General features: G+C 52.3%; 24 protein-coding genes. 2 read left to right on the top strand and 22 right to left on the bottom strand.

Going from position 1 to position 26,710, the window contains the following annotated elements; all coding sequences use genetic code 11:
* Positions 1 to 15: 15 nt before the first annotated feature.
* The 10 genes from LKD71_RS07920 to LKD71_RS07875 all read right to left on the bottom strand — a co-directional run bounded on the left by LKD71_RS07920 (position 16) and on the right by LKD71_RS07875 (position 10,531).
* Positions 16 to 609 (bottom strand): nucleotidyltransferase family protein, encoded by a 594-nt coding sequence (locus LKD71_RS07920; RefSeq protein ID WP_227615011.1) that lies wholly within the window; start codon positions 607 to 609, stop codon positions 16 to 18.
* Positions 599 to 2,878: a xanthine dehydrogenase family protein molybdopterin-binding subunit gene (locus LKD71_RS07915; protein ID WP_227615010.1), complete on the bottom strand. Its 2,280-nt coding sequence runs from the start codon at positions 2,876 to 2,878 to the stop codon at positions 599 to 601. The genes LKD71_RS07920 and LKD71_RS07915 overlap by 11 nt, the downstream gene beginning before the upstream one ends.
* On the bottom strand, positions 2,875 to 3,348 hold the full coding sequence (locus tag LKD71_RS07910) for a (2Fe-2S)-binding protein (protein ID WP_227615009.1): 474 nt from the start codon (positions 3,346 to 3,348) through the stop codon (positions 2,875 to 2,877). The genes LKD71_RS07915 and LKD71_RS07910 overlap by 4 nt, the downstream gene beginning before the upstream one ends.
* Positions 3,338 to 4,138, bottom strand: a complete 801-nt coding sequence (locus LKD71_RS07905; RefSeq protein ID WP_227615008.1) for an FAD binding domain-containing protein — start codon at positions 4,136 to 4,138, stop codon at positions 3,338 to 3,340. Before LKD71_RS07905 ends, LKD71_RS07910 begins: the two co-directional genes overlap by 11 nt.
* A gap of 13 nt (positions 4,139 to 4,151) precedes the next feature.
* Positions 4,152 to 5,273: an acyltransferase family protein gene (locus LKD71_RS07900; RefSeq protein ID WP_227615007.1), complete on the bottom strand. Its 1,122-nt coding sequence runs from the start codon at positions 5,271 to 5,273 to the stop codon at positions 4,152 to 4,154.
* Between the two features lie 128 nt (positions 5,274 to 5,401).
* Positions 5,402 to 7,360 (bottom strand): fructose-1,6-bisphosphatase, encoded by a 1,959-nt coding sequence (locus tag LKD71_RS07895; RefSeq protein WP_227615006.1) that lies wholly within the window; start codon positions 7,358 to 7,360, stop codon positions 5,402 to 5,404.
* A 62-nt stretch (positions 7,361 to 7,422) separates the two neighbouring features.
* Positions 7,423 to 8,187: a 4-hydroxy-tetrahydrodipicolinate reductase gene (gene dapB, locus LKD71_RS07890; protein ID WP_227615005.1), complete on the bottom strand. Its 765-nt coding sequence runs from the start codon at positions 8,185 to 8,187 to the stop codon at positions 7,423 to 7,425.
* Between the two features lie 19 nt (positions 8,188 to 8,206).
* On the bottom strand, positions 8,207 to 9,100 hold the full coding sequence (gene dapA, locus LKD71_RS07885) for a 4-hydroxy-tetrahydrodipicolinate synthase (RefSeq protein ID WP_227615004.1): 894 nt from the start codon (positions 9,098 to 9,100) through the stop codon (positions 8,207 to 8,209).
* A 164-nt stretch (positions 9,101 to 9,264) separates the two neighbouring features.
* Positions 9,265 to 9,795 carry a cob(I)yrinic acid a,c-diamide adenosyltransferase gene (locus tag LKD71_RS07880; RefSeq protein WP_178045366.1) on the bottom strand — a complete coding sequence of 177 codons (531 nt, stop codon included), beginning with the start codon at positions 9,793 to 9,795 and terminating at the stop codon, positions 9,265 to 9,267.
* A gap of 112 nt (positions 9,796 to 9,907) precedes the next feature.
* Positions 9,908 to 10,531: a single-stranded DNA-binding protein gene (locus LKD71_RS07875; RefSeq protein ID WP_178045367.1), complete on the bottom strand. Its 624-nt coding sequence runs from the start codon at positions 10,529 to 10,531 to the stop codon at positions 9,908 to 9,910.
* A 246-nt stretch (positions 10,532 to 10,777) separates the two neighbouring features.
* Here LKD71_RS07875 and typA point away from each other — a divergent pair, with 246 nt between their 5' ends.
* Positions 10,778 to 12,610, top strand: a complete 1,833-nt coding sequence (gene typA, locus LKD71_RS07870) for a translational GTPase TypA (RefSeq protein WP_227615003.1) — start codon at positions 10,778 to 10,780, stop codon at positions 12,608 to 12,610.
* Positions 12,611 to 12,647: 37 nt separating this feature from the next.
* On the opposite strand, the gene spoIIR is transcribed toward typA, so the two are convergent.
* From spoIIR to LKD71_RS07855, 3 genes are read right to left on the bottom strand one after another with little or no spacing between them, the layout of a single operon-like run.
* On the bottom strand, positions 12,648 to 13,271 hold the full coding sequence (gene spoIIR / locus LKD71_RS07865) for a stage II sporulation protein R (protein WP_227615002.1): 624 nt from the start codon (positions 13,269 to 13,271) through the stop codon (positions 12,648 to 12,650).
* 58 nt (positions 13,272 to 13,329) lie between these two features.
* Positions 13,330 to 13,650, bottom strand: coding sequence for a YbjQ family protein (locus LKD71_RS07860; protein WP_227615001.1), 321 nt, complete (start codon positions 13,648 to 13,650; stop codon positions 13,330 to 13,332).
* A complete protein-coding gene (locus LKD71_RS07855; RefSeq protein WP_227615000.1) occupies positions 13,631 to 14,272 on the bottom strand; it encodes a MerR family transcriptional regulator in 642 nt (213 codons plus the stop codon). The genes LKD71_RS07860 and LKD71_RS07855 overlap by 20 nt, the downstream gene beginning before the upstream one ends.
* A 153-nt stretch (positions 14,273 to 14,425) precedes the next feature.
* Between LKD71_RS07855 and LKD71_RS07850 the strand changes: the two genes are divergently transcribed.
* Entirely contained in the window at positions 14,426 to 15,547 is a 1,122-nt protein-coding gene (locus tag LKD71_RS07850; RefSeq protein WP_227614999.1) for a GNAT family N-acetyltransferase, read from the top strand.
* A gap of 56 nt (positions 15,548 to 15,603) precedes the next feature.
* Here LKD71_RS07850 and LKD71_RS07845 read toward each other — a convergent pair whose 3' ends face one another.
* The 9 genes from LKD71_RS07845 to LKD71_RS07805 form a co-directional block, all read right to left on the bottom strand.
* Positions 15,604 to 17,013, bottom strand: a complete 1,410-nt coding sequence (locus tag LKD71_RS07845; protein ID WP_227614998.1) for a transglutaminase-like domain-containing protein — start codon at positions 17,011 to 17,013, stop codon at positions 15,604 to 15,606.
* The gene (locus LKD71_RS07840; RefSeq protein ID WP_227614997.1) at positions 17,010 to 17,915 is read right to left on the bottom strand and encodes an SH3 domain-containing C40 family peptidase; all 906 of its coding nucleotides are present in this window, start codon (positions 17,913 to 17,915) and stop codon (positions 17,010 to 17,012) included. Before LKD71_RS07840 ends, LKD71_RS07845 begins: the two co-directional genes overlap by 4 nt.
* 21 nt (positions 17,916 to 17,936) lie before the next feature.
* The gene (locus tag LKD71_RS07835) at positions 17,937 to 19,043 is read right to left on the bottom strand and encodes a dipeptide epimerase (protein ID WP_227614996.1); all 1,107 of its coding nucleotides are present in this window, start codon (positions 19,041 to 19,043) and stop codon (positions 17,937 to 17,939) included.
* A 77-nt stretch (positions 19,044 to 19,120) separates the two neighbouring features.
* Positions 19,121 to 20,686 (bottom strand): peptide ABC transporter substrate-binding protein, encoded by a 1,566-nt coding sequence (locus LKD71_RS07830; RefSeq protein WP_227614995.1) that lies wholly within the window; start codon positions 20,684 to 20,686, stop codon positions 19,121 to 19,123.
* Between the two features lie 155 nt (positions 20,687 to 20,841).
* Entirely contained in the window at positions 20,842 to 21,840 is a 999-nt protein-coding gene (locus LKD71_RS07825) for an ABC transporter permease (protein ID WP_227614994.1), read from the bottom strand.
* A gap of 11 nt (positions 21,841 to 21,851) precedes the next feature.
* Positions 21,852 to 22,772, bottom strand: coding sequence for an ABC transporter permease (locus tag LKD71_RS07820; protein WP_227614993.1), 921 nt, complete (start codon positions 22,770 to 22,772; stop codon positions 21,852 to 21,854).
* An 18-nt stretch (positions 22,773 to 22,790) separates the two neighbouring features.
* Positions 22,791 to 23,771, bottom strand: coding sequence for an ABC transporter ATP-binding protein (locus LKD71_RS07815; protein ID WP_227614992.1), 981 nt, complete (start codon positions 23,769 to 23,771; stop codon positions 22,791 to 22,793).
* 18 nt (positions 23,772 to 23,789) lie between these two features.
* On the bottom strand, positions 23,790 to 24,791 hold the full coding sequence (locus LKD71_RS07810; RefSeq protein WP_178046212.1) for an ABC transporter ATP-binding protein: 1,002 nt from the start codon (positions 24,789 to 24,791) through the stop codon (positions 23,790 to 23,792).
* Positions 24,792 to 24,984: 193 nt separating this feature from the next.
* Positions 24,985 to 26,472 (bottom strand): phospholipase D-like domain-containing protein, encoded by a 1,488-nt coding sequence (locus tag LKD71_RS07805; RefSeq protein WP_227614991.1) that lies wholly within the window; start codon positions 26,470 to 26,472, stop codon positions 24,985 to 24,987.
* Positions 26,473 to 26,710 lie beyond the last annotated feature (238 nt).

The following is a 26,710-nucleotide window of genomic DNA, read 5'->3' as shown; positions in this document are numbered from 1 at the left end:
CTCCTTCATTAAAAACTATAAATCCTCCGGTGTATCGATATCCCTCCGGCTGCCCTCCGGAAGCTCGTAGAAAAAGCAGTCGTCAAGCAGCTGATTCAGCACCTTCTTTCCACCCTGGTCCCCGGTGAGGACCTGAAAAAGCGGTGCATATTTCCAGGAAAAAACGGCAGGATTTCCGTAAGTTTCTCCGCAACGGACACAGGCCAACGGACGGCCTGAAGCTAAGAAAGCCTCCAGAAACTCCCGAATATCCGAAGAGGAAAACTCCGGCGTGTCCGCTGTAAAAAAAGCGAAAGCCTCCGGCGGATCGGCAGCCTCAAAGTCCAGTGTCTTCCTTATCGTATAGGAAAGGCCTTTGACGCTTTCCGGGCTGTAAACGCCGGTCAGAAAACCCGGTGCCTCCCTTTTCGCCAATTCTTCTGCCATTTTCAGGATCTCCTCATACTGCGTCACCACCCGGACCCGGACCTGCGGAAGCCCTTCCGCCGCTTCCACCAGGGCATCGAACATATACCGGTACAGTTTTTTCCCTCTCCACTCATACAACAGCTTGTTGCTTCCAAAACGGCGGCTGTTTCCAGCCGCCATTAAAATCAGGTCAATCTTCATTTTTTTCCTGCATTCCACTCCAGATCTTCTCCGGGGTGATCGGAAGTTCCCGTACCCAGACGCCGGAAGCGTTGTGTACCGCATGGGCGATGGCCGGGGAAGGCGTATTGATGACGATCTCGCCGATGGATTTCGCTCCGAAAGGACCGCTTTCCTCGTAACTGCTCTCAAACTCCACGCGAAGTCTGCCCACATCCAGACGGCTCGGGATTTTGTACTGCATAAAGGAATTGTTCCAGAGTTTTCCCTTGGAATTATACTGTATATCCTCGTAGAGAGTCATGCCGATGCCCTGGCCCAGGCCGCCCTCGGTCTGTACTCTCGCAAGATTCGGGTTTACCGGCGTTCCGCAGTCCACCACGGCCACATAGTCCAGAAGCTCGATGGCTCCGGTTTCCTTGTCCAGCTCGATCTCCACCATGCCGACCATGAAAGGAGGCGGGGAGGTGGGAGCGCTGTTGCTCTCGGAAACCTCCATGGGAATGTTGTTTCCACACATGGAACTGGTCGCGATATCCGCCAAAGTCACGCTGCCCTTTTCCCCGGAAACGGTCTTTCCATCAAATTCCAGGCTTTCCACAGGACAGTTCAGCATCTCGGCCGCCCGGGCGATAATGTTATTTTTCAGCTTCTCGCAGGCCTTCACCACCGCCATACCGGTGACATAGGTCGTACTGGAAGCGTAGGAACCGGAATCGTAGGGAGAAGCGTCTGTATCCGCACCGAAGACATCCACATCCTCCACGCCGCAGGACAGACACTCTGCTGCCATTTGGGCCAGAATCGTGTCACAGCCCGTTCCCATATCCGCAGCGCCGATCCGGAGCACATAGAAGCCCTCGTCGTTGAGCTTAATCGAGGCGGAACCCACGTCCACGCCGGAGATACCGGAACCCTGCATGGCCATGGCCACGCCGACGCTTCGGATTTTTCCGTTGCCCATATCTCTTGCCGGAAATTTCTCGTCCCAGTGCATCATCTCTTTGGCCCGGGCCATGCAGCGGTCCAGGGCACAGCTGGAATTGAGCTCATTATAATAGGAAGGCATGATCTCACCCTGACGGACCATATTCCTCTCACGAAGCTTCACCGGATCCATTCCCAGCCGGTCTGCCAGCTCATTCACGGCGGACTCCACGGCAAAGATGCCCTGGGTTGCTCCGTATCCGCGGTAAGCGCCCGCGGACATATGGTTCGTGTAAACCACATCATAGGCAAAACGATGGGCCTCCAGCCGTCCGTAGAGGGAAATGGCCTTGTGACCGGAAAGGCCAACCGTCGTCGGTCCGTGCTCACCGAAGGCTCCCGTATTGGAAAGCGTATACATATCGATGGCCCGGATCCGGCCGTCCTTATTCGCTCCCACTTTTACCGTAACTTCCATCTCGTGACGGGGCGTGGAAGCGATCTGACACTCTTCCCGGGTGTAAATCATCTTCGCCGGCTTTCCCGTGGTCCAGGTGACAAAAGCCGGATAAATCTCCGCCACAAGGGTCTGCTTCGCGCCAAAACCGCCGCCGATTCTGGGCTTGCTCACCCGCACCTTGGATTTTGGAATTCCAAGAGCCGTCGCGATGATGCGGCGGGCATGGAAGACGATCTGCGTGGAGCTGATGACGTTCAGTCTTCCGTAGGTGTCCATGCTCGTGTAGGTCCGGAAGGTCTCCATCATGGCCTGCTGGTCCGCTTTCGTATGGTAGGTATGCTCCACCACCACATCGCAGTCCTTTAAGACCGCCTCGATATCCCCGTGGCCGGAAACCTCGCTGGCGCAGAGGTTCCGCTTGTTGTCCGCACCTACCGGACATTTGGACTCCCAGTTATCTTCCGGATGCACCAGAATCGGATTGTCCTTCGCCGTGTGGAAATCCAGCACCGGCTCCAGCTCCTGATATTTGACCTTGATAAGGCGCAGAGCCTTTTCCACGGCTTTCTCATTTTCTCCGGCCACAATGGCTACCGCATCGCCAACGAAACGGACTCTCTGATCCAGAATCAGGCGGTCGTAGGGGCTGGGCTCCGGATAAGTCTGGCCCGCCATCGTGAAGCGGATATTCGGCACGTCTTTATAGGTATAAATGGCCTCGATGCCCGGCACCTTCAGCGCCGTGTCGATCTTGATCTCCTCGATGAGGGCATGGGCATAGGGGCTTCTTTTTACTTTTACCACAAGGGCATTGTCAGGCACCACATCATCCAGGAAGACCGGTTTTCCTGTCACCAGGGACATGGCGTCCTTTTTCATTACCGGCTGATTGACTACCTTCATGCACCCACCTCCTGTTTTTCTTTTTTCCATGCGAGATATTTTTTCATCGCCCGGAGCTGGCCCTCGTAACCGGAACAGCGGCAGAGGTTTCCGGACAGATACTCGAGGATCTCCTCATCGGTCGGGTCCTGATTTTCCCGGAAAAGAGCGATGGCGTTCATCATAAAGCCCGGATTGCAGAAACCGCACTGCTCCGCTCCCTGCCCGGCCAGGAAGGAACCGATCTCTTCCGCCTCGGGCTGGAGACCTTCCAGCGTGGTCACTTCCTGTCCGTTGGCTCTGGCTGTCAGCAGCGAGCAGGATAACACCGGTTTGCCATTTAAAAATACCGTGCAGAGCCCGCAGTTTGCCGTCTCGCAGCCTCTCTTCACGCTGTAGCAGCCGTGCTTCCGCACAAAATCAATGAGAAGCAGGTCATCTGCGATCTCTTCCTTAATCGTTTTTCCGTTTAATTTCAGGTTAATCTGCATTCTCTTCACCTCTCATTCTCTCCAGTGCTCTCCGCACCTGAACTTCCACCAGATGGCTCCGGTAATCCGCTCCGGCCCGCATGTTGGAGCCCGTGGGCGTTTTCTCCTTCACATAGGCTACAAATTTCCGAATGTTTTCCTCGGTAAGGCCGCCCCCGAGAAGGTTCTCCTCGTCCTCAATAAGCAGGGCCCGCTGAGGTCTTGCCCCGATGACAGCTCTCCATTTTCCGTCAAGACAGACCACGGCGCTCGCCAGCACCGGGAAATCCGTCCTGGAAAGGCGCAGGGACTGATAAACAATTTGCACCGGTCTCTTTTTCACAATGAGGCCCACGAGAATATCGTTGTCCCGCTTGCTCCAGGCAAACTCGGAAAGGGGAACAATACCGCCCTTATAAAGCTCCACATCGGTGTCAAGCCCCAGAAACAGAGTCAGCACATCTGAAAACCCAAAGCGCCCGAAAATGCTTCCTCCCACCGTGGCCAGATTCCTGAACTGTACGCCCACGATATGGCGGAGGCTTTCCTTCATTGCGCCTCCGGTGTAAGCTTCCAGCCCCGGATGCAGCTCCAGGTCCCGGAGGGTAGTCATGCAGCCGATCCGGAACTCTTCCTCCGTCTCCTCGATTTTATCAAGACCAAGGCCCGAAAGATCGATGGCCTTCTGGATGTTCCGGCTGCCCATCTTCATCCAGAGCATGCCGCCAATGACCTTGTTTGTCCTCTTCTGATTCAGTTCGTAGGCCTCCTCAAGGCTCTGAACCTTCACATATTCTCTGATGTTCAGCATCTTTTTCCTCCTGTTATCTTCTTTCCCTGCGCCGTATCTCTTCTCTCCGGCGCTGTCTCATCATCAGCTGCTGTCTGCGCTTCTGCAGTTCCAGCTCTCTTTTCCTCTTTCTCTTCTGTTCCCATATGAACTCCTGCACAATGGTTTTTGCCACAACAAAAAGCAGAGCCCCGAGAAGGATACAGCACAGCCGGATCACAACAAACAACAGCGCTCCCTTGGTGGAGGGCAGTGGGAAAACCATAAGAACCACACGTTTGATCGGAACGATGATTGTTCTGTCAATCGCATGGAGGCAGTAAATATAAATCGAATTTCTTCCGCACCAGTTCAGAAAAACGCCCAACGCGGGCACCCGGTAAAGCCATTTGGAAAACTGAGTAATAAAATAGGTGGCGGCAATGGCTCCGAGGAAGGATACCAGACTGTGGTAGGAATTGGCATGCATCCCCAGATTCGCATAGAAAATCGTCACCAGCCACATCACGGCTCCCATGACGAGAATTCCCACAGGCATGGCCGTCACCGGCTCCTCCAGCACCTTTTTCTCCCGCATAAGCCTTCCGGCATGATAAAAAATCAGGGCTCCCATAGCTGGCTGAATGGAAAAGGGCAGCCAGACTTTATCGTTGAATCCAATTCCTGTAATGGCGGTGATGAATACCAGCATCCACATGGGCGCGCCATATTTTTTTGAAAATTCTTCCAGACTGAGATACATCACCTGGCACATGAACAGGGCCATGAGAAACCAGGTCATGCCCACGATCTTCACATCGAAAAGACTGAGGGCGATTTTCGGCGTGGAACCGTTTCCGTACAGAGCCGGAAAGAAATACCCCGTAAGCATGTTTTCAAAGCCGCTCTGATACAAGGCCACCAGACAACGAAGCGCATTGATCACAAAATAAGGGACCAGAAGGCTTTTTACCTTTTTCCAAAAAGCTTTTTTAAACTCCTGCGGTTTGTAGAAAAAACCGGACAGGATAAAAAAGAGGGGCATATGAAACGAATAGATAAATTTATTCTGAAGACTTCCAGGGTCATAAGCTGCAAAAGTATGGCCTGCCACCACGCAGAGAATCGCGATTCCTTTAGCGACATCCACATACTCGATACGTTTTCTGGCCGACATTACAATCCTCCTTTTTGCGGAAAAAAGCCCCGCAGAAGAGCAAAGGCGCCCTCTGATGGAGCTTTCCCGTTGATAAGAAAAGTGTATCATGAATCTTTGATGGAATCAAGGCAGACTGACCCCCAGCCCTAATTTTTCTCCGTCACCTCACCGGAACGGTAGGCCCGGAGAAGCTCCTCGAGATCGTGAATCCGCTCCTGGATCTCCCTGCCCGCATCGGTGTCCGCCACAGTCAGCCGATTGAAGGTCCGCTCCACCACCATGGTCTGGGAATGGATATCGGATTCTGTACGCACGGCCTCCTCCACGGAAACGAAGGGATCATGGGCCACCAGAAGCAGGCCATAGGAATTGTATACAAGGGTATAGCCCGCAATTCCCGTCACCTTCTGGTAGGCCTTGGAAAAGCCGCCGTCGATGATAAAGAGCTTGCCGTTGCACTTGATCGGAGTCTCGCCCTTCGCTACCTTGACCGGCATATGGCCGTTGACGATGTGGGAATTTTCCGGGTCGAGGCCGAACTCCGCCAGAATCCGGTCGATGACCCGTTCCTCGTTTACATAGGCGTAGTAGGGATTTTTCTGCTCCACATGGGTCTCAGGTGCCGCCACGAAATACCTCTCGAAGGTGGTCATCCGGTCTTTTCCATAAACCGGTGAGTTCTTGTTTTTCCAGATATACCAGAGGATATTCCGCCCCTTCTTGCGCTCTTCCTTATCCATGGAATAGTAGCCCTTCCGGGCGTAAACCTCCAAAATATCATAGAGCGCCTTGCCGCTGTACTCCTTCCCGAAGATCCGTACCTTCCGGAAGGTGCCGTCATTATTCAGAGGTACACAGCCGTGATAGAGAAGATTTCCATTGTATACTTTGTACAGACTGCCGTTTGTATACAAAAAACGTACATGGCGCTGGAGTTTTTCGCATTTCAGGAAGGCGGACTGAAGCCGCTCCATGACCTCCGCCTCCTCGGGCGTCAGGGCATAGGGGTCCTTCGGGTCCACGGTGGGGAAGCTGCTGTCGAGAAGGGCATAGTCTTTTCCGCGGATCTTCACCGTACCTTTTTCAAGATCCAGCTTATCGAGAAACAGCTCATCCTCCATCTCAAACTCGGGGTTTTCATGGATGATCTGACCCTCCAGTTTGAACATAATGACAGAGATGGCTTTCTGGATCCGCAGATCCCAGGCCAGGTCGTTGGTGTTGTACTCGTTGGGCGTATAGTGGATCTTAAAACATTCACAGGGATCATCACCGTAGACAGAGGTGGCGAAATTGGCCAGCGGAATCAGGTTGATGCCGTAGCCGTCCTCCAGCATATCGAGGTTTCCATAGCGGCAGGCCACCCGGATCACGTTGGCGATGCAGGCCAGATGACCGGCGGCAGCCCCCATCCACACCACGTCATGATTTCCCCACTGGATATCCACAGACTGGTAGCTCATCAGCTTGTCCATGATAAGATGCGGCCCCGGTCCGCGGTCAAAAATGTCACCCACGATATGGATGTGGTCCACGGCCAGACGCTGGATCAGGTTGCTTAAAGCGATGATAAATTCCCGGGCGCTGCCCACCCGGATGATCGTGCTGATAATCGCATTGTAGTAGGCTTCCTTGTCGAGAAGCTCTTCCTTTTCTGTGATGAGCTCCTCGATGACATAGGCAAAATCCTGGGGCAGCATTTTCCGTACCTTGGCTCGGGTGTATTTGCTGGCCACCCGTTTGCAGATCTGGATCAGGCGGTGGAGTGTGATCTTATACCAGTCCTCCAGATTCTCCTCGGTCTTTTCCACCAGATCGACTTTGAGCTCCGGGTAATAGATCAGCGTCGCCAGGCCGCTCTTGTCTTTCTTGCTTAAGGTATTTCCAAACTCTTCATTGATCTTCTTTTTCACAGAGCCGGAACCATTTTTCAGCACATGGAAAAACTGCTCGTACTCTCCATGGATATCCGTCATGAAATGTTCCGTCCCTTTCGGCAGGTTCAGCACGGACTGCAGATTGATGATCTCTGTGGAAGCCGCCGCCACGCTGGGATAGAGCTTCGCCAGGCTTTTCAGGTATTTCAGTTCCATTTCCTTTTCCATATGAGTCTCACTCCTTCAAAAAAACGCCATACCAGACGGTACAGCGTTTTTTCTGTCTTTATTTATGCGTTTGCCTCGATGACATCGCTCATATCGTAGTAACCCGGACCTTTTCCTTTGAGGAATTTTGCCGCAGATACGGCTCCTTTGGCAAATACGGCCTTGGAGTAAGCGGTGTGCTTGAACTCGATGACCTCGTCAAGGCCTGCGAAAATCACCTCATGCTCGCCCACGATATTTCCGCCGCGGACAGCAGAAATGCCGATCTCCTTCGGATCGCGCTCCTGACGGCGGCCGCTGCGGTCGTATGTATAGGTGTACTCGTTACCCATAGCCTCGTTGATGCTGTCAGCCATGGCAATGGCGGTTCCACTCGGAGCGTCCAGTTTATGTTTGTGATGCTTCTCAACGATCTCCATGTCAAAACCAGCCGGAGCCAGCACTTTAGCTGCGTCCTGCAGAAGCTTTAAGAGGGTATTCACCCCCAGGGACATGTTGGCGGATTTGAGAACTGCTACTTCCCTGGAAGCCTCGCGGATTTTGGCAAGCTGCTCCTCGGAAAGGCCGGTGGTGCAGACAACAACCGGAAGCTTTTTCTCCAGGCAGGCGTCGATGAGAGCGTCCTCAGCCTTGGCAGAAGCGAAATCGATGACCACATCCGCCTCCACATCGCAGTCTTTCAGGCTTTTAAATACGGGATAGCCGTTATCGCGGTTATCTACCAGGTCGATACCTGCCACGATCTCGGCATCTTTGTCTTCCTTTACAATGCCAGTGATCACCTGACCCATATGGCCGTTACAGCCATGCATGATAATTCTGACCATTTTTTCTTCCTCCGTAAGCTTAGTCAACAACTTTGATGCCAAAATCCTTCATGGTTTTCTTCAGCACTTCTGCATGAGAAGCTTCCATCTCCGTTAAGGGAGCGCGAAGAGGACCTGCCTCCCAGCCCATGAGATTCAGAGCTTTTTTCACCGGGATCGGGTTTACCTCGGAGAAGAGAGCGTCGATCAGAGGAATGGCTTTCAGCTGCATCTGTCTTGCTTTATCCACATCACCGTTCAGGTAATCCATAACCATGTTGTGGGTCTCCTTCGGAGCCACGTTGGAGAGAACGGAGATCACGCCGATACCACCCAGAGAAAGGATGGGCACTACCTGGTCGTCGTTTCCGGAATAGAGGTCGATGTCGTCACCGCAGAGCAGTTTCACTTTGGCAATCTGGGAAATATTTCCGCTGGCTTCTTTCACACCCACGATGTTCTTCACATTTTTCACCAGTGCGGCAATGGTCTCCGGCTGAAGATTGCAGCCCGTACGGCTGGGTACGTTATAAAGAATGATGGGCAGGCTCACTGCTTTTGCGATAGCAGTATAGTGAGCGATCAGGCCCTTCTGTGTCGCTTTGTTGTAGTACGGAGTCACCAGAAGGAGACCGTCTGCTCCGTCTTTCTCTGCCTCTTTGGAAAGCTTAATGGCAGTCGCGGTACAATTAGAACCGGTTCCTGCAATCACCGGAATCCGTTTGTTGACCTTCTTGATCGCATAGCGGATTACTGCGGAATGCTCTTCTTCGCTGAGGGTGGCGGACTCGCCGGTGGTGCCGCAGATGATGATGGCATCGGTACCGCCTGCAATCTGTGCCTCCAGCATTTCCCCTAAAACTTCATAATTTACTTCTCCGTCAGCCGTCATAGGTGTCACGATCGCAACACCGGCTCCTTTGAAAATTGCCATTTCTTTTCCTCCTTGACAAATCATTCATAAAAACAGGGGACAGACCCGATGAAGTCCGCCCCCGATCATCCTGCATCACAATAGAAAGTTCTTTAGGCAAGCTTTCTATCTTCATGAGTATTCAATCCGCGGGTAAAAAATCCCGCTTTTTCATAACTATATCATTATTGATTTTCCTTGTCAACCGCTGTTTTGTCAGGTGCAGGCAGGCTTTTGTGCGCCACCAGCTCCGTCACCTCGTCCACGGCATCCCAGATTTCTCTGGCCCCGTAAACACCGGTCATATAAAGATCCGTGGAGCCGCTTCTGGCCTCCAGAATCGTCCGAAGCTCCGCCTCCCCTGCAATTCCATGGGGAATCAGCCCCAGGACTTCATCGAGGATCAGCACGTCGCACTCCTCCGTCACCAGGACTTTTCTGGCAAAATTCAGGGCATTTTTCATATTCAGAATCTCTTCCTCTTTTTTCTCTTCCGGAAGATCTTCAAAGCATTCCTGGAATTTTTCAAAACGGAAAACCTTGATTTCCGGCTCCAGACGCTTGAGGAAACCGAGTTCGTCTTCCTCCTTCGCCTTCAGGAATTCAATGATCACCACATTCCGGCCCTCGCAGGCAGCTTTGATGGCCTGACCGATGGCAGCGGTGGTTTTCCCTTTTCCTTTTCCACAGTAAATATGTACTGTACCTTTATCCATTTCCGCACCTCTTTTTTCCGGAGGGGCTCCCCTGCACCGGAAAATCAACATTTTTTCATTCTGAGCCAGTCCATCTTACTACAATTTTCCCGGATTTACAAGAAGATTTTCGTCAGGAAATTTCTTCCATTTTGCTGACTGAAACCTCATAGGCGGTCCGTTTTTCCGTCCGGTCGTCCTCGAGCTTTTTCACATACTCACGGCTCTGAATCCGGCCCCAGATCTGTACCCGGCTTCCCACCTCAAAATTGGAGGCGAAACGGGCATTCCGGCCCCAGGAAATGCAGGGAATATAGTCCGATTTTCCGTAGGGACGGTTCACGGCCACCAGCATATCTGCGATCTCCCGCCCCAAAGGCGTCTTCCGGTAGACCGGCGGCTTGCAGATGAAGCCGTCCAGAAAAATCTGGTTGCTCTTCACCTTATCATCCTCGGCTTCCACAAAAGCAGCCTCCCGGGCAAAGACAGACAGCACCAGACGGTTCTTTTTCTCCTCATGACGGTTATAGGACCGGAACTGGCCGGAGATCTGGATAAATTCCCCCCGATAATCCTGCGTCACATCGATGAGGCGCTCAGAGATCATCACCGGAATCCGGTCAAAAGAATCACTCAGGCGTTTCACCAGAAGTTCCAGCATATAAAAGCCTTCCCCAAACACCTCATGACTGAACTCAAATTCCGAAGCGATCTCGCCCATGACAGTTACCTGATTGTTTTCAATGATTTTATCCATAGATAAATCTTCTCCCTTCTCTTTCCCGTAGTATCCCGTAAGCGGCCCCGGACGGAAGCTTTTCCTTTCGGAGCGGTTACTTAGTAAGTATATTTATGCAGGCCTTTCCTACTTTAGAACTGTTTTTTGGAAAATTTCAAAAGACTCTTGTAATCTTGAAAAAATATGATAAACTGGATTAGTTGTGAACTGATAAACATATAATAAGGTATGTACTTGTACATTTTTTGAGAGGAACGATTTTTTATGAAAAGAGAAGATGTGCGTAACATTGCGATCATCGCCCATGTAGACCACGGTAAAACGACCCTTGTAGACGAGCTTCTGAAACAGAGCGGCGTTTTCCGCGCAAATCAGGAAGTCGCTGAACGTGTCATGGACTCCAATGCCATTGAAAGAGAGCGTGGAATCACGATCCTTTCCAAAAACACGGCTGTATTTTATAAAGACACAAAAATCAACATCATCGACACCCCGGGCCATGCAGATTTCGGCGGCGAGGTAGAGCGTGTCCTGAAGATGGTAAACGGCGTTATCCTTGTGGTGGATGCTTTCGAGGGACCGATGCCCCAGACCCGTTTCGTACTGAGCAAGGCTCTGGAGCTGGATCTGCCGGTTATCGTCTGTGTCAACAAGATTGACCGTCCGGAAGCCCGTCCGGATGAGGTTGTGGACGAGGTTCTGGAGCTTCTGATGGATCTCGACGCTTCCGATGAGCAGCTCGACTGCCCCTTCGTCTACGCTTCCGCAAAGAGCGGTTTTGCCACCCTGGACCTCAACAAAGAGTCCCACGACATGGTGCCGCTGTTTGAGACCATTCTGAACTATATCCCCGCTCCCGAAGGCGACGAGACTGCCGGAACCCAGGTTCTGATCAGCACCATCGACTACAACGAGTATGTGGGCCGTATCGGCGTCGGCAAAGTGGACAACGGTACTATCAAAGTAAACCAGGACTGTGTCCTCGTAAACCATCACGAGCCGGACAAGCAGCGCCGTGTCAAGATCAGCAAGCTCTATGAGTTTGATGGTCTGAACAAAGTAGCAGTAAACGAGGCTACCGTTGGTTCCATCGTAGCCATCTCCGGTATTTCCGATCTTCATATCGGTGATACCCTCTGCTCCCCGGAGCATGTGGAAGCCATCCCCTTCCAGAAAATTTCCGAGCCGACGATCTCCATGCATTTCGTCGTAAACGACAGCCCGATGGCAGGTCAGGAAGGTAAGTTTGTTACCTCCCGTCACTTAAGAGACCGTCTGTTCCGTGAGCTGAACACCGACGTCAGCCTCCGCGTGGAGGAGACTGAGACCACCGAGGCCTTCAAGGTTTCCGGCCGTGGTGAGCTTCATCTGTCCGTCCTCATCGAGAACATGCGCCGTGAGGGTTATGAGTTCGCCGTAAGTAAGGCTGAGGTAATTTACCACACCGACGAGCGCGGCAAAAAGCTGGAGCCCATGGAGCTGGTATACATCGACGTTCCCGACGAGTTCTCCGGAAACGTCATCCAGAAGCTGGCTCTCAGAAAGGGTGAGCTTCAGGGCATGAGTGTGAACAACAGCGGAAACACCCGCCTGCAGTTCTCCATCCCGGCCCGCGGCCTCATCGGCTACCGCGGAGAGTTTATGACCGACACCAAGGGTAACGGTATCATGAACTCCATCTTCGACGGCTACGCTCCCTACAAGGGCGATATCCAGTTCCGTAAACAGGGTTCCCTCATCGCTTTCGAGAGCGGCGAGGCCGTTGCCTACGGTCTTTTCAACGCTCAGGACCGCGGTACCCTCTTCATCGAGCCGGGCACCAAGGTTTACGCTGGTATGGTCATCGGCCAGAGCGGAAAGCCCGAGGATATCGAGCTCAACGTCTGCAAGACCAAGCATCTGACCAACACCCGTTCTTCCGGTTCTGACGAGGCCCTGAAACTGACTCCGCCCAAGATCATGAGCCTGGAGCAGTGCCTGGAGTTCATCGACAGCGACGAGCTTCTGGAGGTTACTCCGAAGTCCCTCCGCATCCGGAAAAAGATCCTGGATTCCATGCAGAGAAAGAGAGCTTCCTTCAAGAATAAGAACGCTTAATAAAATCAGGCCTCGAAATTTTCTTCGGGGTCTTTTTTTATCCAAAAAGTGACTGCCAGATTTCCGCTGCCTTCCACCGGACCTTATACTCGCTTTTTCCCGGGGTGAAAAGGCTCTCGTACTCTTCCTCCGTCAGCACATTTTTCAGGAGCTCTTTGGACTCCTCTGGCACGACGCCGTGGACCGTGTCCACAAAACAGAGACTCGGAAAAAGCACGCACCACCAGTTTTTCCCTTTCGCCTCGCCGATCGTGATCCGTAGGGCGTCATAGTTTCCTGCGGGAAAAGTGCAGTCGCCGTAGGTCTTCTCCGGGAAGCGGGTGTTGGTAAGCTCCGCATGCACGTTTTCCCCGGGCTTCTCCTGCCAGGCGGTCTCCCGGGCCGCCGCCTCGACCTCGGACAAATGAGCACGCACAATGGCTTCGCTGCTGCTTCTATCCTCTGCATTTTCAAGGAGAGGCTTTAGAGTTGCAAGGACCTGATCCCGCACTTTGAGCTTCAGGGCCTGGTCCTCCTCGCTGTCGCTGTTGGCAATGACGTGAAGACGGAGCACCTTATCCTCGATCCGCCCTGCCGCTGCCGCCTGGCTGAAAAACAATACCGCCGCAAAAAAACCTGCAAGAAAAAGCAGAAGCCTTCCTTTCCATCTTTTATAGAGCATACAAAAACCTCCTGTCCCTGACTGATAGTTCCAGTCTTTCCGGGAACAGGAGGTTTATTCAACTCTGTTTCAGATATTTCACGGCGGTTCCGTAGGCAATGACCTCCGCGGCTCCGTTCATGACCTGGGAAGAACCGTAGCGGACGCCGATGACTGCGTCGGCTCCCAGCTCTTTCGCCTCATCCACCATCCGTTTCACCGCGATCTGCCGGGCCTCGTTGAGCATTTCCGTGTAGCTCACGATCTCGCCGCCCACCAGCGTCTTCATGGCTGCCATAAAGTCTTTTCCGAAGTTTTTGGAATGGACGACCGTTCCTTTTACCATGCCCAGGGCCTCAAATTCTACGCCTGGGATGTGTTCAATACTTAGAAGCTTCATCTTCTTCTCCTCCTTTGATCTCATTTAAGCGTGCTCTTAAAGCCACCAGGATAGCGATTACAAAAGCTACCGGAATGGCAATCAGAAACAGGAGCCACCCGATGGGCAGCGGATCCACGGAATTTCCCCAGAGGATCATCCCCACCGTACCTGCCATCAGGACCAGCATGATCCCGGCTCCCAAAAATGCGCCCCGGATCTTTTTCTTATGAACGTCTGTCTTCTGAATATTCATAAAATTCGTCCCCTCCTTTTCCAGCTGTTCCATCCGTTCCAGACACGCCTCGGCATCCAGCTCCTCCAAGGTCAGTTTTTCCTGAAGAAGGGTCTCGCAGAACTCCTGCACCTGAGTCAGGTTCTTTTTCTCCCGCTCCATTTTTTCCACCTGATATTCCAGGCAGCTCGTGAGGCTCTTTTTCCCTTCGAAAACTTCCCGCATATCCTCGATGGGGATAAAAAGTTTTCTTAAGAAACGAATCTCCTGTAAGCGTTTCACATCCTTCAAGCTGTACTCCCGGTAGCCGTTTTCGGCCCGTTCCACCGAGAGCAGCCCCTGCTCCTCATAAAAGCGGATGTTCTTTCTGGTGATGCCCACCAGCTCTTCGACCTGTTTGATCTTCATTTTGATGCTCCTTCCTCGCGTGTCTGACCCTCTTATACAGCTTCCACAAGGGGGAATGTCAAGGGTTTTCTTGTTTTTTCTTTGGAAAACTGGACTTTTTGATTCCAAGACCTTATACTTTCTTTGGTTATTATATTTTGATCGGAGGATTCTATGAAAAATTCATTTTCCATACGCCGCTGCGCTCTCCCGGACCTCGATGCCATCATGGAGCTGCAGCAGCATATCTCAGACACCATGACAAACCCGGATCTTTTCGTTGCCACCGACCGGGCGGACAACAGGGACTATCTCATCTCCCCCAATGCCATTTTCGGTGTCTACGATGAGACCCGCCTCATCGCCTACGGCTCCCTCATTTTTCCAAACGACGCCCCTGAAAATTTAGGCTGGGATCTTGGCTGGAACCGCGAAAAGCTCTTCTCCACCGCCACGCTTGATACGATCGTTGTGGATCCGGACTACCGCGGACACGGGCTTCAGCGGATGCTCATCCAGACCTGCGTTTCTTATGCCCGGGAAATCCTTCCCAGCTGCAACGTGATGACCACGGTCTCCCCCTACAATGAGTACAGCCTCCGGAACGTTCAGGCCGAGGGCTTTACGGTCCGGAAACGCCTGATGAAATACGGCGGTCACGAGCGCTTTATTCTCGGAAGCATCCCGGATGCGGAGCGGGAATACCCCGAGTTTATGCCCTCTGATAAAGCCGTGATTCTTCCTGTGGAAAATATCCTGCAGAATCCGGAGCTCCCCACAGGCTGCGAGTCCGTCGCTCTTACGATGGTGCTGAATTATTACGGCCAGAAGCTCTCCAAGACGGAGATCGCCGACAAGTACCTTAAGAAAGACCCTGAAAATTTCGTCACCCTCTTTAAGGGCGATCCCCACGATATTTCCGGGGACGGCATCTATGCACCGGGCCTTACGGAGACGGCCAATCGTTTTCTTCGGGAAAACGGCTGCTCTCAGAAGGCTGAAGACCTCACGGGTACAGCTCTTTCCGAGCTCTATCCCTATCTCGAACGGAAAATTCCCATCATCGTCTATGATTCCGTCTATCTCAAGACACCGGTAGACGTGGCGGAATACATCGTCAATGGAAAAACCTGGCATTTCTACCATAACGAACACTGCATCGTCCTCTGCGGCTACGACCCCGAGAAGCATCGCGTTCTGGTCAGCGATGCCTTGAGCGGCCTCGTCTGGAGAGACGAGAAGCGTTTCGAGGAAATCTACGACGCTTTGGGACGGATGGCTGTCGTTATCGCTTAAATATAGCACAAACAGGCCCTGCCGGGCAAATATTCTGGCAGGGCCTGTCTTTTTTCTTATAAAGCCTCGTACGAAATCATCTCTTTCGTGATCTCAAGTTCGTCTTCCGCAAAGCCTCGCTCCTCACATTCCATCTCACCCAGCTGATTATCGCAGGTATCGATGGGCAGGAACTCTTTTTTCACGCTGAATTTCTGCTGGAATTCATGGTTGGCTGCCATCCGGAAAGGCTCCACATTTCCGAAATAGAAGCGGCGGCGGTTCTCATCGCCCTCCGCGTAGGCAGAGCCTCCAAGGGATGGGTCCGCGTAAAGCCAGCCGTAGGGCTCCACATAAAACATCGCCCAGTCGTGGGCTCCCACATAGGCCGGATTGCTGTAAAGACCGGACTCCCATCTCGCGGGCACACCGGCGATCCGGCAGAGCGTGATAAAGAGCAGGGCCTGGACGCCGCAGTCTCCCCGAAGGTTCTTCGCGCAGTATTCCGGAATGCAGGTCATCAGAGAATAGTTCCGCATGTAGGAATACTGGACGTTTTTCGTAACGTAATCGTAGATCCGCCGGGCGATCTCCATGGGACGCTTCTCCTCGCCGACAATCTCCGACGCCAGAGACCTAAGATACGGAGTAAAACGGATGTGGGGGTACTGTTCTCTCAGGCAGGCAACGAAGTCTCCGACGTACTTCATCCGTACATGGTTAAAATCCTCTGCTCCCGAAACTTCTCCATGCCAGAGATCGAGATATTTTGTCCACACAACATACTCATACTCCACAAAGAAAGTCCGGTTCTCCTGAAGCGTATCCTCAAAGCAGATGGACCGCCACATGGAAGTTGGTTCGTCCACGGTCACTTTTCCCTCCGCGTGATTTAAAATCTTCACGTCAAAGGTTCGGGAAAGCCACGCCGGAATGGGCAGATGGGCCCGGATTTTCATGCCCGACACGAAATTCTCATCCTTCAGGCGAATCGAGGTTTTCAGGCGGATGCGGACTGCCTTTTCTCCTTTTTCCTGCATTTCACGGATCGCAGCCTGCTGATACTGATCCTCCTCCGTCACCTCTTCTGTGAGACCCAGACGACGGCGGATCTCCGGCTCCTTGTCCGTGAGGTTCCGGATCAAGCTGTGGATGTAGTGCTTCTTTCCGTCTACCAGAATCCACTCCGCCATATTTTCCCTTTCCGCCCTCTGAAGATCCTCCATGGAAAAATCAGGCAGCTTTTCCCGGAATTTCCGGATCACTTCCTCCTCCGTATCCGGAAATTCCTTCGGAAGCTCCTGAATGATATATTTTTCATAGCGAAGCCTGGTCTTCATGGCCTCGCCCACGGGTTTCTCCAGCCACCGGTCAATGGCTTTTCCCGCCCCTTCAAAATCTCCGGCCGCCTCGTAACGGCTCACCTCGTCCGGCAGCTCCACCGCCAGGCTTTTCAGTTCCTCACAGGAAAAATCTCTCATCTTCATGCAAACACACTCCCACATTCTGTGATTTTATTTACCAGATCCGCCCGAAAGTCCGGATCCTCTTTCCTGAAGCTGTTTATGGTCACACAGGGCGTTTTCGCATAGCCCGTGGAATGGATGTATCTGTCCTCGCCGAGATAGATCGCCACATGGCCCGGGAAAAAGATCAGGTCGCCCTTTTTCAGAGCATCCACCGGAATCTTTTTCACCGGATAACCGGCTTCGATGGAAGCGTCCCGGTAGATCAGAAGGCCGTTGTCCAGATAGCTCATGAAAGCGAGGCCAGAACAATCGATGCCCTGGGATGACTTGCCGCCCCAGCGGTACTGGGTACCGAGAAACTCTCTGGCGCTTGCAACAATGCCCTCCCGGAATGCCTCCTCGCTGACGGCGAGCGCTTCCCGGCGCTTCGCGAAATAATCTACCCTGTCCTCTGTGAGGAGAAAACCGTCATCCTCTCTCCGCTCCCGGAGATTTTCCTGATGAATATAGCCCTCTCTTCCGGCGGCGCTCCTTACCCGGCACCAGCCCTCGGGCGCATCCTCGAGATACTCCACAATCGCGTTTTTCAGGAGCAGCTCCAGCGGCAGACCCTGAACCTTCGGCCGGTCCAGAAGATCCGCCTCGGAAATGCCGATCCGGTAAAAACGGCTCTTCTCCTGTCTTTCTTTCAGCTCTTCTTTTGTCATCGGGCGAAGCTCTGTCTTTCTCACATAACCTTCATAGCCATAATGGGTAAGCACCTTTACAAAGGCTTTCTCCGGGTCCTCCTCGAGAATCTCCACGGCCCAGCCGGAAAAGATCTCATCCTCGATTCCGGTCTGGTTGCTTCCGTCCGTCTCTCCGGCGCCGCTACGCAGATATGCATGTTCCGCTGTCACCACAGCCAGCTGTCTTTCCATTTTTCAAACCCCCGTTATTTTTTAGATTGTCTCGAACTTGACCGGAACGCCGGTGATGCCGATGCCGTTGTCTTCCTTCAAGAAAATGTGCGGGCCCTCATAGACCGGGCCGCCCTCGTAAGGATCGATGCGGCAGAGAGACGGGCCGTCCAGGTCCGCCATGGTCACGCAGGAACGGGCGGCAGCCAGATGAACGCCGGCGCTGACAGAAACCTTGCTCTCCAGCATGCAGCCGATCATGCATTTTACTCCAAACTGATCCGCAGCGTCGCAGATCCGCACGGCCTCGTGGATGCCGCCGGTCTTCATGAGCTTGATGTTGATGAGATCCGCGCCTTTTTCCTCCATCAGACGAACCGCATCCTCATAGGAGAAAACGCTCTCGTCTGCCAGAATCGGAGTCTCCACCTGGGCGGTCACATACTGCATACCCTTGAAATCGTGATAGGAAACGGGCTGCTCCACGAGTTCGATGCCAAGACCGGCATCTTCCATCGCAGTGATCGTGGACACAGCCTCCTCCCGGGTCCAGCCCTGGTTCGCGTCTACACGGATCACGATGTCTTTACCTACAGCATTTCGGATCTCGCGGATGCGCTCCACGTCCTTGGCTCCGCCTTTTCCGACCTTGACCTTCAGCACATGGAAACCTTTTTCCACGGCCAGGAGGCTGTCGCGGACCATCTCCTCGGTCTCATTGACGCTGATCGTAAGGTCAGTTTCCAGCTTCGTTTTGACCAGCTCCGGCTCCTTTTCTCCAAGAAGACGGAACAGCGGCTTTTTCTGAAGCTTGGCGTAGAGGTCATAGAGGGCAATATCCACAGCGGCCTTGGCGGTTGTGTTTTTTGCCAGGCATTTTTCCAGTTTCTGCATGATGGCCGGAAGATCCTCAAGATCCATGCCTTTGATCGTGGGCGCGATGTAATAGCGGATCGCCGCCTCGATGGACTCCTTCGTGTCACCGGTGATGACTGCCGTTGGCGGAGCCTCCCCGTAGCCTTCCGTTCCATCCTCCGCTGTCACCTTCACAATCAGGTCATTTACGCTGTTTACGGTACGCAGCGCCGTCTTAAAAGGTGTCACCAGAGGAATATCGATGTATCCGATGGCGATTTCTTTCAGTTTCATAATAGTGAATACTCCTTTCTTTTTTTAACGCCGAAAAAAGGCTGCACGGATATCCGCACAGCCTTCCGTTTGTTCTCTTACAGAGCTTTCAGATAAGTAAATACATAGTTGCCGCAGGAATATACCAGGCCTTCGTAGTTCGTGTCATTGAAGAGGTAGGTGTTCATGGAGTGCAGGATCACAGATACCGGCAGATCTTTTGCCAGGATCGCGTCACACTCTTTGTATGCTTCCCACTGTCCTTCCTCGGTATCAGCAGAAACTGCCTTTGCATAAGCGGCATCGTAGTCGTCGCTGTGATAGAAGGAGTTTGCACTCTCGGTGTTGATAAAAGTGCTGTACATGTTGGAGAGATCCTTGTAATCCATGTACCAGCCATAATAAGCCAGATCATATTCACCGGCTCTTCTTGCTGCGGAGAAGTTTTCCACTTTTTCTACGGTGATGGAGTCGATTCCCAGAACTTCTTTCCAGTCGTTGACGATGGCTTCGGCAATCTCTTTGCGGCTGTCGTTGTTCACGATGTATTTCAGTGCCGGGAAGCCCTGGCCGTCTGCGTATCCTGCGTCTGCCAGCAGCTGTTTTGCTGTCTCACAGTTTTCCTCGTAAGCGGAAGTGTCCTCCCAGGGATCACAATAGTCTACGAAATCGGTTCCGTCTGCATTCACATAACCGCGGCAGACAAGAGTCACGCCGATCTCATCGTTCAGTCCGCGGATTGCCATGATACGGTCTCTGTCAATGGTGAGGGAAAGGGCTTTGCGGACGTTCTCATCCTTCAGCACGTCATTTCCGTTCTCACCCAGGTTGAACATCACGCAGTAGTTGTTGTCGCCCTCGGTGTAAACCAGGCCGTTGCCCTCCATACGCGGTTTCTCCTCGTCCGGGCACATATCGGAATATACATAGTCGCCGCTCTCGAAGGAAGCCAGTGCGGAGCTCTCCTCGGTGATGAGCTCCCAGTTGATGGTGCCGACCTGAATGTTATCTGCATCGTAGTAGTCGTCACGAAGCTTCATGACTACCTCAGACTCATGAGCCCAGCTCTCCATCTCGTAAGGTCCGTTGTAAACAGATTTGTCCGGATCGGTTGCGTAAGCATCTCCGTACTGTTCTACATAATCCTGTCTTGCCGGATAGGTGGACGGAAAAGCGAGAATCGAAGGAAGATAAGCGCAGGGCTGTTTCAGTTTGATCACAACGGTCTTGTCGTCGGGAGCCTCATAGCTCTCTGCCACATCGGAAAGAATCGTGCAGTAATCGCCGCCCTGAGCTGCCAGGTTGTCAAAGCCGTAAATGAAATCCTGAGCGGTCACAGGCTGTCCGTCGGACCAGGTGATATCATCTCTCAGGGTAAAGGTCCAGGTCAGTTTGTCATCGCTCACATCAACAGATGCTGCCTGGCCTAAAGAGATCTCGCTGTTGGCATCCAGTTTATAGAGGCCTTCATAGAGATGACGCATAGCGGAAAGACCGTTGAGGTAGCTGCCGGTTGCTGTGTTCAGCTGCATGGAATCCTCACCGCCGCCGGTGATGGCGATCTCGATTTTGTCCTCTCCGTCTGCGCTGGCGCTCATGGAAAGAGAAGCTGCTGCCAGAGCTGCTGCCATTGCCAGGGATACGATTTTGCTCATTTTTTTCATAATCATCTTCCTCCTTTAAAATATGATCGGATGTTATATAAACTCTTGATAGAGTATATATCTGCGCTTCCGTTGAGAGCACAAGCCACAGACCCGCGCTTCGCACTATCGCCGCTTTCGCAGCTTCTGCTTTTTCATTTTGCTTATGCTCTCAACTATTTTTTCATTTTCGGATCCAGTGCATCTCTCAGTCCGTCGCCGAAGAGGTTGAAGGACAGGATGATGAGACTGATGAGAGCCGCCGGGAAAATAACCCGGTAGGGGTAGGTGGTAATACCGTTCAGAGCCTCGGAGGTCAGGGAACCAAGGCTTGCCATGGGGGCAGATACGCCGATTCCTAAGTAGCTTAAGAAGGCCTCTGTGAAGATGGCTGAGGGGATCTGAAGCATCACGGTAGCGATGAGCTGGCCGATACAGTTCGGAAGCAGATGTTCCTTGATCATGGTCGCTCTTCCGCAGCCCAGGGCCTCAGCGGCAGTGACGAAATCCAGCGTCTTCAGCTGAAGGATCTGACCGCGGACAATCCGGGCCATGCCCACCCAGTAAAGACAGCCGTAAACGATGAAGATGGCAATCAGGCCGGAACCGATTTTCTGCAGTCCATGAAACATGGGCACCGTATCGATGAGGTTCTGCAAGGGTTCGCTGATGACCATTTTGATGACAACAATGAGAAGGATCTCCGGCACAGAATAGATGATATCCACCACACGCATCATGACGATATCGACTTTGCCGCCGATGAGTCCGGAGATGGCTCCGTAAATGCTTCCCACGATCATAACGATCACGGCGGATACCAGACCGACGATCATGGAAATCCGGGTACCGATCATGCAGCGGACCAGAATGTCACGGCCCAGACGGTCGGTTCCGAAGGGATGTTTGAGACAGGGCCACAGTGCCTCGTCTCCTCTTACCTGCTGATCGTAGGAATAGGGAGAAAGCAGCGGGCCGACGAAGGCGAAAATAAACATGATCACGATAAGCACCAGGGCCACCATGGCAATCTTATTGGATTTTAAGCGGATCCAGCTGGCTTTCCAGTAGCCGATCTCTTCTGTTTCCAGTGATTCTTCTTTAAAGTAGTTCTCATCCAGCGGAGCGAAATCATCCGGGGTGAGTTTATTCTGTAGGCTTAAAATATTTTTCATGGCTTCTTCCTTTAATCCAACTGTATTCTCGGGTCTACGATCTTATAGAGGATATCGCAGATCAGGTTCATGAACACGATGAGGGCTGAGTAAAAGATCGTCACACCCATGATCATGGTGTAGTCTCTGCTGCTGATGGAGCTTACGAAATACCGGCCGAGTCCCGGTACGCTGAATACGCTCTCCGCCACGAAACCACCGGTCAGAATGGAGGCTGTCAGCGGTCCCAAGTAAGTGATAACCGGGATCAAAGAGTTTTTCAGAGCGTGGATGAAAACCACCACGAATTCTGACATTCCCTTGGCCCTCTCGGTTCGAAGATAATCCTGATTCATAACCTCCAGAATACTGGCTCTCGTCAGTCGGGTCAGATACGAGGTCGGGTAAATCGCCAGCGTCAGCATCGGCATCACCCAGCCGCCCGGTTTATTGTAATTGACCGGAAGAACCTTTAAGTTTACCGCCAGGAAAATCATCAGCCCGGAGGCGATGACATAACCAGGCATCGAAATTCCAATCGACGAAAAGACACGGATGATCGCATCCGGCAGCTTATCCTTACAGAGACCTGCGATACAGCCCAGGATGATGCCGCACACAATCGCAAGGAGAAGGGCTCTCACGCCCAGTCCCATTGAAACCTGGAAGGATTCAAAAATGATATCCTTTACCGCACGGCCTTTCTGGAGCACATAGCTGGTTCCCATATCCCCGTGCAGGAGATTTTCGAGGTATTTTCCATACTGCACATACACCGGCTGATCCAGTCCGTACTTGGCAATGAGGATCGCACGGTTTTCTTCTGAAGCCTTCTCCGACATAAAGGGGTCGCCGGGCATCAGATTCATCAGAAAATATGTAATGGTAATGATTGCGAAGAGGCTGACCAGGGCCAGCAGGATTCGCTTTACAATATATCTTGAAGTCTGCATTTTTATTCTCCTTACTCTTTATGCGTTATGGCAGGCGGCGAAATGGCCCGGGGTGATCTCCCGAAGCGCCGGCATGCTTTCCGCACAGGCTTTTCCGGCTTTCGGACACCGGGTCCGGAAAGGACAGCCTGACGGAGGATTTAAGGGGCTTGGCACCTCGCCCTCCAGCTTGATCCGTTTTCTTGCCGCGGAAAGATCCGGATCCGCAATCGGAATCGCGGAAAGAAGCATCTCCGTGTAGGGATGAATCGGATTGCGGTACAGCTCCGCACTCTCTGCCAGCTCCACCATATGGCCCAGATACATAACGCCGATTCTCGTACTGATATGCTTTACGATGGCCAGATCGTGGGCGATAAAAAGATAAGTGAGTTTTCTTGTCTCCTGCAGTTCCTCCAGCATATTGATGATCTGTGCCTGGATGGAAACATCCAGCGCAGATACCGGTTCGTCGCAGATGATGAAGCCCGGATTTACCGCCAGCGCCCGGGCGATGCCGATACGCTGTCTCTGTCCGCCGGAAAACTCATGAGGGAAACGGTTGTAGAACTCCGCGTTCAGTCCCACCAGCTTCATGAGCTCCAGAATCTTATCCCTCCGCTCTTCCTTCGTCTTACAAAGCTTCTGGATATCCATGGCCTCGCCGATGATGTCTGAGACGGTTTTTCTGGGATCCAGGGAGGCGTATGGATCCTGAAAAACGATCTGCATTTTTTTGCGGTATTCCTTCATGTTTTTTCCGATGATGGATTCGCCCTCGTAAATGATATCGCCGGAGGTAGGCTCCTCGAGACGAAGAACCGTTCTTCCTAAAGTGGTCTTTCCGCAGCCGCTCTCGCCCACGATACCTAAGGTCTCGCCTTTCCGGATGAAAAAGCTCACATCATCGACGGCCTTCAGTTCCGTCTTTTTGATAAATCCGGTCCGCACCGGATAATATTTCTTGAGATTTTTTACTTCCAGCAGAATCTCTCCGCTTTCCACATTTTTCTTTTCCATGGTCTATCATCCTATCCTTCAAGTATTCTGCATCGCTTTTTTGATGACCTGCCAGCAGGAAGCCTTATGGGTCTCATCCAGCTCGCACTCGGGCGGCTCCTCCCTGACGCAGATCTTCATCGCACAGCTGCAGCGGGGAGCAAAGGCACAGCCCGGTTTCACCGCGCTCATATCCGGCGGATTTCCCTTGATGGGCTTAAGCTTCTCGCTCACATCGCTGTCAAGCTTCGGCACGGAGGCCAGAAGGCCTTCTGTATAAGGATGACATCTCTCATAGAAAATCTGGCGGCTCATTCCTTCCTCCACCACCTTTCCCGCATACATGACAATGATCTTGTCGCAGATCTCGGAGACCACGCCAAGGTCATGGGTGATGAAGATAATGGCCATTCCCAGTTTATCTTTCAGTTCTTTCAAAAGTTCTACAATCTGTGCCTGGATCGTCACATCCAGGGCCGTGGTCGGCTCGTCCGCAATCAGAAGCTCCGGATCACAGGAGAGTGCCATGGCAATCATGACCCTCTGACGCATGCCGCCGGAAAACTCGTAAGGATACTGTTTGATCCGCCGTTCCGGCTGGTTGATTCCGACAAGCGTCAAAAGCTCAATCATTCTTGCCTTCCGGGCCACCGCATCCAGATTCGTGTGCTTTTTCAGCGACTCGTTCAACTGATACTCTACCGTAAACAAAGGGTCCAGGGAGGTCATGGGGTCCTGGAAGATCATGGCGATCTTGTTTCCCCGAAGTTCCTGAAGTTCCTTCTTGTTCATCTTTAAAATATCTTTCCCGTGGAAAAGAATCTCTCCGGTCTTGACCTTGCCGGTGTCCGGTGTCAGCCGTAAGATTCCGTGGCTGGAAACGGATTTTCCGCTTCCGGACTCTCCGACGATTCCGAGAACCTCGCCTTTATGCAGCGTATAATTGATTCCCCGGACCGCCTGTATCTCACCAGACTTATTGAAAAAGGAAATGGAAAGATCTTTCATCTCCAGTATGACTTCCTGATTTTTGTCCTCCATAATGCCTCCGTATTTCCAAGAGCTTTCCCTGCATACTATGGAAAAACGCAGGCAGTCCGGCCCCGATTGGCTCAGACCCCTGCGTCTGTAAACTCTTTTTTAATTTCTGCTATTGTAATACCAAGTATAGGAAGATGTCAAGAGTTTTTTAGAATACATGTATACAATCAGCGGCTCAAACTTTTCTTTTCCCCTACAGCAAATGCCTGAACGGCCGGATAATCACCCTCAGCACCTGATAAATCCCCTTCTTCGCCGTCGTCATCTCCACTTCCTGGAACTTTGCCCCTTCTGTCTCCGTTCCATCTGGCAGCACCTCTCTGCTCTTCTCCATATACTCCGCATTCATCTCCCTCAGATGCTGATTCAGTTTCTCACTGTCAATCACCAGCATCAGCTCCGTGTCGAGGTAGGTGCTTCTCATATCCCAGTTATAGGAGCCCACAATCGACATCCTGTCATCTACCACAATCGTCTTCGTGTGGACTGCGGCCTCATTCATCAGCTCATAGACGGAACAGCCCGTCCCCAGGATCTTTCCTTTATTATTGAGATAATCCGTACAGCCCCAGGGATTGGAGCCTTTCTCCACGGCATTCAGGATAATTTTCACATCCGCGTGCTCCGCAGTCTCTTCCATCACTGCATACATGGACTGGTCTGCGATCACATAGGGCGTCTGAATCACGATATCTTTGCTCTCTTCCATCAGCTTTTCCAGGGTGTAGAACATGATCGGCTCGTGCTTTGCCGCCTGAGTCCCGTTGTTGATCAGCGTAATGCTCTCCGCCGGGTAAGTCTCCTTCGTCCAGTCTGTCTCTGCTGCCGTGCCAAGCTCCGGATATTTCTCACAGATTTCCTGATAGTGCTCCAGAAGCTTCGCTTCCGCCGCTTCCTTCTTCGCCTCTTTCATGGAAACCTTCTTTTCCTTAACACAGCTTTCCTCCCAGATGGAAGCAAAATACTCCTCCAGCTCCTGAAACGACTTTCCATTTCCCTTCTCCGGCTCATAGACGAAGATCTCCCGATCCGCATTGATTCCGGTCTTCCGATCCCCCAGGAAAATGTCATTGGAATTTCGTCCGCCCAGCAGGTACATGGTATCATCGGTGATGAGATACTTGTCATGCATCCGGTAATTCCCTTTTAAAATATGGAACGCATCGATGGGGTTATAGACCCGCACTTCCACATTTTCGTGTGTGCAGAGAGCCTTGAAAAGCTCACTCCTTTCGAGATAGAGAAACTCGTTCATTCCATCCAGCAAAAGGCTCACCTTTACGCCCCGCTCTGCCGCCGCATAGAAAGCCGCCATCATGGCGCTGCCGCTCTCGTCCGCCCGGAAATCAAAGGTGGCAAAGACCAGCGATTCCTTTGCCGCCTCGATCATTCGCAGACGAAGAACCAAGGCCTCCTCGTTGTCATCGATGCAGGCGATGCGCTCCTTATTTTCCAAAGCCGCCGTATCTTTCGATCGGTTTTCCAGGGCTGTGTTTCCCGACTCCGAGCTGCTGTCTGCCTTCATCGACTCCTTGATCTCCCGGACCGTCTCCTCGGCCGCCGCCTGTTTTTCCTCAGAAAGCTTCACCGGCCGCAGCGGCTCCAGCACATTCACGCCGATGATCACCAGAACAGCAAGCAAAACCACCTGTAACAGTCTTAAAATTATTGTTTTCATCATCTACTCCTTCCATCCCCCATGAAAGGCAGGATTGAGTCGTACTATAGCCTATTCCGCAGGGTACGTCAAGGAGAAAATCATTTGCCTTCCCTTATTTCCTGGTGGTATAATTTATAGCGATTCAACAAAATAATGCGGCCGAGGCAATTTGGCAGAGTGCGAAAGACAAGGATGAAATCTGCAGGCGTGCCGACGCACGGCAAAGATTTCTGACGCAGTATTTCACGCTCTGATGAAT

It is taken from the genome of Fusicatenibacter faecihominis (genome assembly GCF_020686945.1).
GTDB lineage: Bacteria > Bacillota > Clostridia > Lachnospirales > Lachnospiraceae > Limivivens > Limivivens faecihominis.
Note: the sequence above shows the minus strand (reverse complement) of the source record. Positions and strands in the feature narration are given on the sequence as shown.